The organism is Spirulina sp. 06S082 (assembly GCF_034932145.1).
Classification (GTDB): Bacteria; Cyanobacteriota; Cyanobacteriia; order Cyanobacteriales; family Spirulinaceae; genus CCY15215.
This window is the reverse complement of record NZ_JAYGHV010000012.1, coordinates 18054-28592: the sequence shown is the minus strand read 5'-3', so window position 1 is coordinate 28592 and position 10539 is coordinate 18054. Positions and strand designations below refer to the sequence as shown.

General features: G+C 43.6%; 9 protein-coding genes and 1 pseudogene. 7 read left to right on the top strand and 3 right to left on the bottom strand.

The window, feature by feature from the left end:
* A pseudogene (locus VB714_RS02355) lies at positions 1-241 on the top strand (hypothetical protein); the annotation flags it as partial.
* Positions 242-305: 64 nt separating this feature from the next.
* Here VB714_RS02355 and VB714_RS02350 read toward each other — a convergent pair.
* A complete protein-coding gene (locus VB714_RS02350) occupies positions 306-884 on the bottom strand; it encodes a hypothetical protein (protein WP_323220784.1) in 579 nt (192 codons plus the stop codon).
* A 142-nt stretch (positions 885-1026) separates the two neighbouring features.
* On the opposite strand from VB714_RS02350, the gene VB714_RS02345 reads away from it, so the two are divergent.
* From VB714_RS02345 to VB714_RS02335, 3 genes are read left to right on the top strand one after another with little or no spacing between them, the layout of a single operon-like run.
* Positions 1027-1251, top strand: coding sequence for a hypothetical protein (locus VB714_RS02345; RefSeq protein WP_323220782.1), 225 nt, complete (start codon positions 1027-1029; stop codon positions 1249-1251).
* On the top strand, positions 1251-1709 hold the full coding sequence (locus VB714_RS02340; protein ID WP_323220780.1) for a hypothetical protein: 459 nt from the start codon (positions 1251-1253) through the stop codon (positions 1707-1709). The genes VB714_RS02345 and VB714_RS02340 overlap by 1 nt, the downstream gene beginning before the upstream one ends.
* On the top strand, positions 1684-1887 hold the full coding sequence (locus VB714_RS02335; protein ID WP_416309584.1) for a DUF433 domain-containing protein: 204 nt from the start codon (positions 1684-1686) through the stop codon (positions 1885-1887). Before VB714_RS02340 ends, VB714_RS02335 begins: the two co-directional genes overlap by 26 nt.
* A 130-nt stretch (positions 1888-2017) precedes the next feature.
* On the opposite strand, the gene VB714_RS02330 is transcribed toward VB714_RS02335, so the two are convergent.
* Positions 2018-2983: a DUF362 domain-containing protein gene (locus VB714_RS02330; protein WP_323220776.1), complete on the bottom strand. Its 966-nt coding sequence runs from the start codon at positions 2981-2983 to the stop codon at positions 2018-2020.
* A 93-nt stretch (positions 2984-3076) separates the two neighbouring features.
* Here VB714_RS02330 and VB714_RS02325 point away from each other — a divergent pair, with 93 nt between their 5' ends.
* Together VB714_RS02325 and VB714_RS02320 are read left to right on the top strand one after the other, a co-directional pair.
* On the top strand, positions 3077-3730 hold the full coding sequence (locus VB714_RS02325; RefSeq protein ID WP_323220774.1) for a bifunctional 4-hydroxy-2-oxoglutarate aldolase/2-dehydro-3-deoxy-phosphogluconate aldolase: 654 nt from the start codon (positions 3077-3079) through the stop codon (positions 3728-3730).
* 191 nt (positions 3731-3921) lie between these two features.
* Entirely contained in the window at positions 3922-5820 is a 1899-nt protein-coding gene (locus tag VB714_RS02320; RefSeq protein WP_323220772.1) for a hypothetical protein, read from the top strand.
* A gap of 106 nt (positions 5821-5926) precedes the next feature.
* On the opposite strand, the gene carB is transcribed toward VB714_RS02320, so the two are convergent.
* Positions 5927-9163 (bottom strand): carbamoyl-phosphate synthase large subunit, encoded by a 3237-nt coding sequence (gene carB / locus VB714_RS02315; protein ID WP_323220770.1) that lies wholly within the window; start codon positions 9161-9163, stop codon positions 5927-5929.
* Positions 9164-9931: 768 nt separating this feature from the next.
* On the opposite strand from carB, the gene VB714_RS02310 reads away from it, so the two are divergent.
* Complete coding sequence (locus VB714_RS02310; protein WP_204105766.1) at positions 9932-10450, top strand: NYN domain-containing protein; 519 nt, start codon at positions 9932-9934, stop codon at positions 10448-10450.
* The last annotated feature ends 89 nt before the right edge of the window (positions 10451-10539 follow it).

Genomic DNA, 10539 nt, shown 5'->3' with positions numbered 1-10539 from the left:
ATTAAGGAGTTTCACAAGACAGGCTTTAATATCATTAGCCGTCAATTCGGAAAAATCTTCAAAGCAAAATCGACTCTGCGATCGCGATTTGCAATACTTTAACACATTGTACAAAGGCGATCGCATTGTCAAGAAAGAGAATTCCCAATTGCAGGAAACACAAACAGAATTACAGAAGTTACGCGATCGCCTCATTGCAATAGGTTTAGACCCTGATAATCCTAATTTGATATATAAGTGAGGCAACAGACAACTTCTTTGTAGTAATGTTTGACCGATTGGATAATGCTTTATGAGCGAGCGCACTAGATGGCTGACTCTCCATCTTCAATTCTTAAATGATTCTCGTATTTCTCAAATGTTGCTTGCCAGTTTCTATAATGTTCTAAAACTTTTTGATGATCTTCCAAGATTGTGATCCTTGGAAAATGTTTTGACATATCTTGATACTTTCCTTCTGGATTAAGGGAATGATTTTGGTCTTTCTCATATCCCAATGCTAAACAATTGGGAGTGAGTTGTATTGGAGCCGATCCATATTCGTAATAAGCATATTGATCGACCATTGGCGAACTTCCTTGTTTAAAAGTTGTGTCAGCTAGATGAGCAAATACGTGATGTCTCCAACTTAAATAGGCACTAATCTCATCACGCCTATTATTGAATTCTTTTTTTGTTTTCTTTCTCGGAAGTCCCTTCCTCAAATTTTGGATTCTTGAAAATTCTAAAGATTTAACAACGATGTCTAAATTAATTTCCCACTTAAAGAATTTTCTTTGAAATTGAACTTTTTTAAGAGTTGATTCTTTTTTTCCATACACAATTCCAAATTGATATTTTAAATGTTCTTCTAATTGACTTATAGTAGTTAAATATGATGTCATTACAAACTACTGAACTGCAATCCAAAATGATCAAGCGTTCAATGCCTACCAGACTTGGACTTAATGAGGCTTATACCTCATCTATTGTAGTAATGACTGTTACCTATGTTTACTATACCTTATTTTCACGCGAACTTTTGCAATGCCAGACAATAAAAATCTACTACGCTACGATCCTGACGAAAATATTTCGCGACATGGTGCAACCAATCCGCAAAAATGTGAAGAAATGCAACAGAAATACAAGTGGAACTTGATTCGAGTCGAAATCACCGATGATAAAATCCTTGAGGTAGACTGTGTATTTGAGGGGGAAACAGAATTTCCAGACTGGTACAAAGAACAAGAACGCAAAGAGGATAACTAATGCGAAAATATATCATTTTTCAAACCGAGCCGAGTGCCGAAGGGTGGCGCGATCGCAGGTTGCAACATACCCAAGCCTTAACGCGCATTCTCGCCGAACATTGGGATTCTTCTGATAAGCCCCTTCCAGAACCCGGTTATCGACCCTTAGAATTCGTCCGCTTAGAAGAATGCCGCGATCGCCAAGCTCCTCTTGCCAGCACTCACTATCGTCCGGGAGATTGGGAAGTCGTGCGTGTGGAAACCTATCCCGCCGATTGCCCCGGAGGTGCATTCGATTTTATTGCGATCTGCCACTGTCAATATGCTCCCATACAAGCACCCCTCAAACCCATGCCAGATCGCAAAACTACCTCAGATTCCTATGGAGAAAACGTAGAAGCGAACGCATTTTCAAAAATCAAGAAAGAGAATATCGTCAAAAGTAGAACTCATGCTAAAAACTCTCTCAACCATTAGCACATCTCCCGAAATTATGAGTGGAACTCCTGTTTTTGCAGGCACGCGAGTTCCCGTACAAACTTTTTGGGATTATCTCAAAGCAGGAGAATCAATTAACGATTTTTTAGATGGATTTCCCACCGTTACCCGAGAGCAAGCGATCGCCTTGCTGGAAGAATTAGAGCAACAATTATAGAGATATTCATTTGAGGCGATCGCAGATTGCAAGCATTGAGAAACAAGATTTTTTGACAATTTGAGAAAGGGCGATCGCGCCCTCTCATTTTTTGGGGAATTTGTCAAGGGCTATAGCGCGATCGCGGGAATTATTGGCGATCGCTATACAACGCAATGGGTTCTTTGATAAGACGAATATAAAAATGCTTAAAGGTGGAACGAAAAATGCGAGGCAGTCCAAAGTCAATGGGTATTAGGGCTTCTGGCAGTTTCCAGTCCTCGACTTGTAGGTTAGAAGGATGGAGTTTGGGGAAGTCAATTTGGGAGAATTCCGGACAGATGCCCAAGTTTTGCGCGGCTACCATTGTCGGGACTAAAGCGGGATCGACATGGAGGAGATCCAGTAGGGCGAGGTCGAGGGCAAAAACATCAGCAGATGCGCCGAGAATGCCTAAGAAGCGCGGGTCTCCCCCACTCGGACCGTTTCCTTCATGGGCGATAATACCGTCGATAATGGTCAATTCTGGCGCGATCGCGCGGGCGGTTTCCACTAACATTTCTCCAAAACGAGAGGCATCTTTTCCCGCTTCTAAATGCCACCAGGCTTTCATTTTTCCGGGGACGCAACCAAAGAGGTTTTTAACGCCGAGGGTCATGGTTAGTTGAATGTGAGATTTGATTTTTGGTAAATTAATCACGACATCGGCGTTGAGTGCTTCTTTGGATAAACGCAGGTGATTAAAGCGATCGCTTTCGATAACATGGCGTTGTCCGCTAAATTCGACGATGGGTAATGCTAGTTCTTCGGTATAGGGAAGGTAGCCGTTGTTTTTGGCGACTCCTTTGGCGCTACCAAAGGCGGGACTATCCCCCAAAAAGGGGTTTCCTCCTGCTTCTCGCACCATTTGCGCGAGACAATAGACGATTTCCGGACGGGTGACGCATTCCCGCGTGGGGGGTTGACTTCCGGTGAGAAGATTGGGTTTGAGGAGAACGCGATCGCCTGGCTTGACAAATGCTTCAATTCCCCCTAGGGGTTCGAGGAGTTCCAGGAGAGACTGGCGCAAAAGATGGCGATCGTAGGATTCGGCGCGGATTAAGCTGACGGAGGACATAAGCGGTTTTTATAATAGTAGAATTTACGCATTCCTTCCGATTGTAAGTGCAATCCACGGTAAAATCTCCATGAACAAACTCTAGAATTCTCTGTGGTTGAAACGTCCCCGCACAATTGGTTACAACAGTTACAGCGCGATCGCCTCATTGCGGTGATTCGTTCGCCAGATTGGAAGTTAGGGCTGCAAATGGCTAGGGCTGCGATCGCGGGGGGTATTCATTCCATTGAAGTTGCTTGGAATAGCGATCGCCCTGCCTTTTTAATTGGTAAATTGCGCCAAGAATTTCCTTCCTGTTTCATTGGTGTCGGGACGATTCTGGAAACCCAACAATTGGCAGAAGCGATCGCCGCAGGGGTTCAATTTATATTTTCTCCTCATGGCGATCGGCAATTAATTGAAAAGGCAATTATCGCCCAAATTCCCATGGTACCAGGGGCGTTAACTCCCACGGAAATTATTACGGCTTGGCAAGCTGGGGCGACTTGCGTGAAAGTGTTTCCCATTCAAACAGTGGGAGGGGCAAATTATCTCAAAGCTATTCAAGCGCCTTTAGCTAAAATTCCTTTAATTCCTACAGGAGGGGTTACTTTAGAAAATGCAGGGGAATTGATTCAAGCTGGGGCGATCGCGGTAGGATTATCGAGTCAACTTTTCCCCTCTTCTTTAATTCAAACTGAAGACTGGGAGGCGATCGCTAGAGGTGCAAAAAGATTAAAAGAAAAGATTACTTTGCCATCAAATTAATGTTATTGGGTTCCGCAAGTTTTCGTTACTTCCTCCTCAATGTGCGTGCATAAATTTGATGTTTTACTCTTGATGTTTTATTAAAAGCGCCGTCCCCTATCGAATCGAAGATTACGATAGGGGGATTCTCGGTATTTCTGCTAAACTAACATTACTTGCTTTTTCTAGAGAATTTCATCCCCCCTGTGGCTATGGTGGTTAAAACCTCGGTACGTCCTCTCGATCTAACCCAACTCGAAACCCTTCTCCAGCAACGCTTACAAGAAAAGCTGGGAGAAATTTCGCCTTTGCAAGTCAGTTGTTTTCTCAAAAAAGATGCCCTGTTAATGGCCGTCCAGCATCCTCTCCCTGCTTTAACTCACCCCAAACGGGCTTTTCGCCTCATCGAAGCGGTGTTTCGGGAGCAAAATCTACAATGGCGCTATCGCGGTTTGATGTGCCTGAAAGTTCAAGGTGGCGATCGCCCTTATGCGTTTACTCCCTGTACTGAGGAAGCCCCTAAAAATGACATCGCGACCCAAGTTAAAGCCAGTACCCCGGAAGGTATTGCTGAAAGTGAGCGCGTTTTTCCGTCAGTGAGAGAGGAGGCAATAGTGAGAGAGGAGTCAATAGTGAGAGAAGGGGCAATAGGGAATAGGCAACAGGCAATAGGGAATAGGGAAGAGGAGTTTGTTGACTATCCCGATGAGGAAATGACTCACCCCGATCTCGATTTTGATTTTGTTGGGGTGGATGAAGAGGAAGACCCCAATGACTGGATGCAGCAAAGTTATACTAAAACCGCCGAACCTTCTCCTCACCTCGAGAAAATTTGGGTTGGGGTGGTTGGGACGGGAGTTGTGTTGGCGATCGCGGTTTTTTTCGCCACGTTATACGGCCTGACTCGTCCCTGCGTCTTGGGAGGTTGCGAAACAATGGAAGTGGCTGAAGAATTAGCCAATAATGCCCTGAAAACACTCCAAGACCCCCCCTCCGGTCGCGCTATTTTGCAAGCACAGCAGCAAATGCAGCAATCGATCGCGCTTTTAGAATCTATTCCCAGTTGGTCGGGAAAGCATGGGGAAGCGGCAAATTTATTAGTTGCTTATCAAGACACAAAAGATGGGCTAAAAGACCTCATTTCCGCCCTACAAATTGCCTCTCGCGCCGCAGAACTTAGTCAAAATCCCCCTTTACCGGCTTCTCAATGGGCAGCGGCCAAACAAACTTGGGAGGAGGCGATCGCGGGACTGGAAACAATTTCTCCCAATAGCGAGTTTTACCGCTTTGCCCGCAAAAAAATCGGTGAATATCGCAGCAATCTCGATATTGTCAGTAAACGTTGGGAAACGGAACAAAAAGCCTTGGAAAGTCTTGAAGCTGCCAAAGAAGCGGTTAAAATTGCCGAGGTGCGTCAGGGAATTGCTCAATCCTTGGAGGATTTGCGTTTAGCTGATTCTACATGGAAAACGGCGATCGCCCGTCTTGAATCTGTTTCTGAAGATAGTCTCTCTTATGACAGCACCCAAACGGAATTGGCGGCAATTTTACCGAAAGCAAAAGAATCAGAAGACCGCAAAAATCACGAACTTTTTGCGACTGAGGCCTATAATCAAGCCGTACAATTTGCGGAAAAGGCGCGATCGGCTCAACGGCGCAATCGTTGGACGGATGCGGTTAGCCATTGGCAAAGTGCGGTTAATTACATCAAGCAAGTTCCTAGCGATACTTTTAGTTATGGGAAAGCGCAATCTCTGATTAAGGATTACAATAGTTCTCTGACAAGAGCGGAGGGAAGTTTAAAAGAGAGCATTCAAGTGCGGCAAGCTCGCCTCGATCTGGATGCAATTTGTAATGGAGAACTTATCTTTTGCGTCTACTCCATCAATAATGCTCTTATTTCTGTGCGTTTAACCCCCAGTTATATCGAAAGAGTTCGCAAAACCGCGATCGCGGCTCGAGAGGATAATGATATTGACGCTCAAGCTGATATTATGGATCATATTTTCTCTCTCGAACAAGCCTTAGAAAAAGTTAGCGATAATGCTGGCATTCCCTTGGAAATTTACACCACTGATAATGTTAAAGTAAAGACCCACAAACCCCGATAAATTCCCGATAAATTAATGATTAGTTAGTGCAACGGGCATCTTGACCCGTTGGAGGAAATTGGCTACGCAAACAAGGGAATTAAATCCTCTTGTTTGCGTCAAAGATTTAAACAATATAGTCTTGCAATGCTTTCACTTCCAAAGGTTGCGATCGCAAGGATTTAATTGCAGCTACAGTTGCTTTTGCCCCCGCAAGAGTGGTAATGAGAGGAATTTTGTAAGCCAAACAAGAACGACGAATCAACATTCCATCTTCCCGGGCATCTTGTCCCGAAGGAGTATTGACAATCAGGTTGATTTTCTCGTTCTTAATGGCATCTAAAACATGAGGACGACCTTCATGCAGTTTTAACACCAATTCCGACTCTAAACCATTTTCTTGCAAAACATTATGGGTTCCCGTAGTGGCAATGATTTTGAAACCCAAATCTAAGAACTCTTTGATAATGGGAATAGCCGCAGATTTATCGCGATCGCTAACAGAAATGAAAACCGTTCCTTCTCGCGGTAATTGTTCTCCTGCTGCCATTTCTGCTTTAGCAAAGGCTTTACCAAAGTCGGAATCAATGCCCATTACTTCCCCAGTAGAACGCATTTCAGGACCGAGAAGGGTATCTGTACCGGGGAACTTCTTAAAGGGGAGAACGGCTTCTTTTACAGCAACGTGCTTAAAGATAGGTTCTTCTGTGAAGTTCAGTTCCTTTAAGGTTTTACCGGACATGACCAGAGAAGCGATTTTAGCGAGAGGAATTCCCGTTGCTTTGGAAACATAGGGAACCGTCCGAGATGCCCGTGGATTCGCTTCCAAAATGTAAACCACATCCCCTTGAACTGCGTATTGAATGTTCATCAAACCGATAACATTTAATACTTTTGCTAACTTCACCGTCCATGTCCGAATGATCTGCAAAGCCGTATCGGATAGAGAAGTATAGGGCAAAGAACAAGCAGAATCTCCCGAATGAATCCCCGCTTGTTCGATATGTTCCATAATGCCACCAATCGTTACATTTCCTTCGCGATCGGTGACACAATCCACATCAACTTCAACGGCATTTTCGAGGAATTTGTCCACTAAAATTGGATGATCGGGTTCGACTTGCACCGCAAAGGTCATATAATGTTCTAATTCTGAGTCTGCGTAAACAATTTCCATGCCTCGACCCCCTAAAACATAGGAGGGACGAACCACGACGGGATAACCAATTCGGTTGGCAATGACCAGAGATTCTTCGTAACTGCGAGAAATGCCATTGGGAGGCTGTAAAATCTCCAGTTCGTTGAGAATTTTTTCAAATCGTTCTCGGTCTTCTGCGATATCAATGGAGTCTGGAGAAGTTCCCCAAATTTTAGTTTTTCCTGGATGTTGATTGAGATAATTTTGTAAGGGAACTGCTAATTTGAGTGGGGTTTGTCCGCCAAATTGCACGATAATTCCATCGGGTTGTTCCGCTTCAATGATATTGAGAACATCTTCTTTCGTAAGAGGTTCAAAATAGAGGCGATCGCTGGTATCGTAGTCCGTAGAAACTGTTTCAGGGTTGGAATTAACCATGATGGTTTCATATCCTGCATCCCGAAGCGAGAAGGAGGCATGACAACAGCAATAGTCAAATTCGATCCCCTGTCCGATGCGGTTGGGTCCTCCCCCGAGAATCATCACTTTCGGTTTGTCAGAGGTGCGAATTTCTGATTCTTCGGGTTCGTAGGTAGAGTAATAATAGGGGGTGTAAGCCTCAAATTCCGCCGCACAAGTATCGACTAATTTATAAACTGGATTAACCCCTAATTTTTGGCGAAAGTTGCGAACGGCATCTTCTGTTGTTTTGGTCGCAAAAGCAATTTGGCGATCGCAAAATCCTTGTTGTTTAATGAACCGCATATCCGTTGCCGAAATCTCGTTTAACGGTGTTTGCTTGAGGAAGCGTTCGGTTTTGAGCAAATCTGCCAATTTGTCCAAAAACCAAATATCGATCGCCGTTAGGTTGTGAATTTCTTCAACAGACATCCCCAAGGTGAGGGCGTGATAAATACTAAAGACGCGATCGGGGTTAGGGGTGCGTAAATTTGCGCTAACTTGTGAGAGAGTCGGTAAAGGTTCGCTGCGATCGCAACCAAAACCATAGCGCCCGGTTTCCAAGGATCGCAAGGCTTTTTGGAAGGATTCTTGGAAAGTGCGTCCGATGGCCATCGCTTCCCCAACGGATTTCATTTGAGTCGTAAGAGTCGATGACGATCCAGGGAATTTCTCGAAGGCAAAACGAGGGATTTTAGTGACGACATAATCAATGGTCGGTTCAAAGGAAGCTGGGGTTTGCTTGGTAATGTCGTTGGAAATCTCGTTTAGGGTATAACCCACAGCCAGTTTAGCGGCAAATTTGGCGATGGGGAAACCCGTTGCTTTCGACGCGAGGGCAGACGATCGCGACACCCGAGGGTTCATTTCAATGACAATTACATCCCCATTCATGGGGTTAACAGAAAATTGAATGTTAGATCCTCCAGTTTCCACGCCAATTTCTCGGATGATGGCGATGGAGTAGTCTCGCAAGCGCTGATATTCTTTATCTGTCAGGGTTTGGGCAGGGGCGACGGTGATAGAATCTCCGGTATGTACCCCCATCGGATCGAAGTTTTCGATACTGCAAACAATAACTACATTATCAGCGAGATCCCGCATCACTTCTAATTCGTACTCTTTCCATCCCAAAAGAGAGCGTTCAACGAGAATTTGTGACATGGGAGAAGCATCAATTCCTCCTTGTGCCATTTCCTCGTATTCTTCTTGGTTGTAAGCAATTCCCCCTCCCGTCCCCCCGAGGGTGAAAGCAGGACGAATAATGAGGGGATAGGAGCCAATTTCTTTGGCGATCTCGCGGGCTTCTTCTAGGTTATTGGCAATACCCGAGGGACAAACCCCTACCCCGATTTTTTCCATTGCTTCTTTAAACAAGAGGCGATCTTCGGCTTTTTCAATGGCGGGGAGTTTGGCACCAATGAGTTCTACATTATATTTCTCTAAGGTGCCATCTTTGGACAAAGCCACAGCGAGATTGAGAGCGGTTTGTCCTCCCATTGTTGGTAAAATGGCATCTGGGCGTTCTTTTTCGATCACCTTCGCGACCATTTCCGGAACGAGAGGTTCGACATAAGTGCGATCGGCGGTTTCGGGATCCGTCATGATCGTTGCTGGGTTGGAGTTAATGAGGATAACTTCATAGCCCTCTTGTCGAAGGGTTTTACAGGCTTGAGTTCCTGAGTAATCGAATTCGCAGCCTTGACCGATAACGATGGGGCCCGAACCGAGGATAAGGATTTTTTTGAGGTCTTCGCGACGAGGCATAGGAATTTGTAGAACTGAGGGTGTCTAAATCCAGACTATTCTACAGCAAGGTTCTCTTTGGGACTGTCTGTTGCTGAATGTTTTTCGCAAATTGTCCGACAAATAAACAAGATATGTTAAAAGAATCTATTTCCAGCAGATGAACTTATCTTCTCTTGCAGATCTGGAGTAATGGCTGTACAATCAAATATTCGGGAGCGGCCATTAAGCTGCACCCCTTTATGATGTATAGTCATAATGTATAGTCGATCTAGAGTCTTCTCTAACTCATATTCTTTGGGAAGATTGTAAGGTGACTTCAGGCTCGGTAATTCATACTTATATTACTCTTGAATGTTACCAACTTAAATATCTAATTTTAAATGCTAAACAGCTAAACATTAGATCGGGATAAAACAATTTATGAAAAATAGACCCCAATTCAAACATACATGAATCTAATTTCCCTTTGGGATTGTTTTTTTCCAGGTTTTAATTGTTCTTTTTCTGAACCCATTAAAATCGGAGCAACCCCAAATAAAAACTTGCAATTGAAATTCTATTTAAATAGACCTTATCGGACAATATATTTGACAGTTTTAGATTGTCTAGTATCTTGAAAGTTTTCAAGTGCATTTTGTCCTTGCGCGTAGATGAAAATACGTGTAGGTAAAAAAGGAAATAATGGGAATCCATTTTTAGCGAATTGTTACAATTTCCCGAATAGAGTTGCTAACATCTTGAATTACCGAAAAGTCGGTGATAATTCTTATTCGGTTATTTGTTTTTATGCTTTATACACAAAATCGTCTATCTGTTTTTGTAGATGGAAATAATATGTTCTATGCCCAACAAAAAAACGGTTGGTTCTTCGATCCCAGGCGAGTTTTAGAACATTTCAAAAATCAGCCCAATGTGACTTTGGTTAATGCGTTTTGGTACACGGGTTTAAAAGATCCGCAGGATCAAAGAGGATTCCGAGATGCTTTAATTAGCTTGGGTTATACGGTACGCACGAAAATCCTGAAAGAGTATTACGATGATAATTCGGGTCGCTATTCCCAAAAGGCGAATCTAGATATTGAAATTGTCGTTGATATGTTTAATACTTGCGAACAATACAATCAAGTGGTTCTTTTTAGTGGGGATGGAGATTTTGAACGCGCAATTGAATTATTGCGGTCTAAAAATACACATATTACTGTTGTTTCTACTGAGGGAATGATCGCCCGAGAATTGCGGAATGCAACGGATTGTTATATCGATCTCAATGATATTCGCGATCGCATTGAAAAATCGGATTATTAATTTCATATTTTGGCAATTATTGGCGCGATCGCCCCTCTAGTTCCCATCCGAGATTCTTAAGACGATATAGTATAGTATCAAAATACCAA

Coding starts and splice junctions, on each gene's coding strand:
- VB714_RS02335 (WP_416309584.1), top strand. CDS start 1,684: ATGCTAAAAACTCTCTCAACCATTAGCACATCTCCCGAAATTATGAGT.
- VB714_RS02330 (WP_323220776.1), bottom strand. CDS start 2,983: ATGTCCTCCGTCAGCTTAATCCGCGCCGAATCCTACGATCGCCATCTT.
- carB (WP_323220770.1), bottom strand. CDS start 9,163: ATGCCTCGTCGCGAAGACCTCAAAAAAATCCTTATCCTCGGTTCGGGC.
- VB714_RS02345 (WP_323220782.1), top strand. CDS start 1,027: ATGCCAGACAATAAAAATCTACTACGCTACGATCCTGACGAAAATATT.
- VB714_RS02320 (WP_323220772.1), top strand. CDS start 3,922: ATGGTGGTTAAAACCTCGGTACGTCCTCTCGATCTAACCCAACTCGAA.
- VB714_RS02310 (WP_204105766.1), top strand. CDS start 9,932: ATGCTTTATACACAAAATCGTCTATCTGTTTTTGTAGATGGAAATAAT.
- VB714_RS02340 (WP_323220780.1), top strand. CDS start 1,251: ATGCGAAAATATATCATTTTTCAAACCGAGCCGAGTGCCGAAGGGTGG.
- VB714_RS02350 (WP_323220784.1), bottom strand. CDS start 884: ATGACATCATATTTAACTACTATAAGTCAATTAGAAGAACATTTAAAA.